At 49.5% G+C, this 1,546-nt stretch carries 1 pseudogene; it reads right to left on the bottom strand.

Annotated features, from left to right (window positions below):
• Positions 1-1,280: pseudogene (locus IG80_RS15950) on the bottom strand (hypothetical protein); the annotation flags it as partial.
• Positions 1,281-1,546 lie beyond the last annotated feature (266 nt).

The raw sequence follows: 1,546 nt of genomic DNA, 5'->3' as shown, positions 1-1,546 counted from the left end.
CCAGTGAAAACCTGTTCGACTTCGCCATTCACCATCCCGGATGCCAGGAGGGCATTTAGCAGCGAGTCCGCGACGCTCGTTAGCTGCCCGGAAATCCCGTGATTTACCCGCTGGACGGAGTCCTGCTGTGGAAGTTTATTTTGTAAATGGAATTCTTCTTTGATAATTCCGAGGCATTGTTCACGTAGCTCCTTGTTTAGACAACTCAGCCCTAGAGCACTGACGAATTGCGTATTTATTAGTTCTGACAACTCGACTTCAAACTCTTCGACTATTCTTTCCGAACTCTCAAGCGATAGCTCTAGTCCGAATAGTCCGGAATAAAAGCATATAGACCTGACAAACTCTTTCACACATTTTGTTTCCTGCCCAAAGGGCGGACAGGCCGGCATAATTTTCCAAGGACGCCAGTCTGCGACGTATCGCGATGAACCAAAATCGATGAGCCTTCCGTCAATTGCGATGTTTGACGAGAAGTAGCCTCCGTGGGTTAGCCTGTTAACTTGGGCAAAAGCAAGCTGTGCTGCTAATGAACTTAGAGCAGCGCGGAAACTTTCGGGAGAGATTCGCTCATGAAATATGCGCGTACGCGTCAGATCATCGTCCTGGTGCTTTGCAGTGTCTCCATGTCTCGAAATGAACCATCCGGCTCTTTCGAGATGAGCCATCCTGTAAGCGAATGGCCTAACGATCAAAGCACGTCTTCCTCGAAGCTCCTTGGTTAGCGGATCATAAAAGTTAAGGCCCGTATCGATGACCGCTATAACGGGAACAACGCCGAATGGTAGTTCATCGGATAAGATCTCGCTATATATTGCCTCTCGGATAGCCTCTTCGATCCACAAGAAGCCGTTAGCGTAGTGCCAGTCAGCACCGACCCCAACGAGCGGAGTTTGGCCGACGCCCTTGACTTGAAATCCGGATCGCGTGGCCGCTCTTCCACTGCCTCCGTGCGGGCTAGCCGCAGTGCTGCCATATCTATCAGCACGCATGACCGCTATTCGGTCCTCAAAGCTTTCCGGATCATCATCAATGCATGGGTTTACAAATGCGAATTCCTTCAGCAAGAGGCTATCCAGCATTTCAGATTCATTCTCGCTTCTCGGCAGCACCCCATTTGAGGCGAACCATCTCGAGCTTTTCCACAGAACCCTGGCATTTCTGAGTTTCCTCGCGTATATCCAGACATGCTCTGATCTATCCCAACTGCTAACCCCATTCGAATCAATTAAGCTTGATATCCTACTAATAAAACCTCCGGTGCATAAATTATTTTCCATCAAGTAATCTAACCTTAAGACAATGACAGACCTACTAGCTGCCCCTCCACGCTTAAACCGCTTTGCTGGCAGTGAGCTAGTGTGCAATGTGCTAAATCCAAGCTTCGTAGGAGTTTGCAGTGTGCGCTTGTAGGAATTTTCTTACTCATCGGCGCCCTACCGCTGTCCGGTACTCATGACTACTGGCGTCGGCAGGCCACCTTGAGGATTTTTCTGTTCACACAGAGCCTTGGAGCGCTCAAAGATTGCGCTATGTAGCGTCGGTC

This window comes from Candidatus Paracaedibacter symbiosus (genome assembly GCF_000757605.1).
Lineage (GTDB): Bacteria > Pseudomonadota > Alphaproteobacteria > Paracaedibacterales > Paracaedibacteraceae > Paracaedibacter_A > Paracaedibacter_A symbiosus.
Note: the sequence above shows the minus strand (reverse complement) of the source record. Positions and strands in the feature narration are given on the sequence as shown.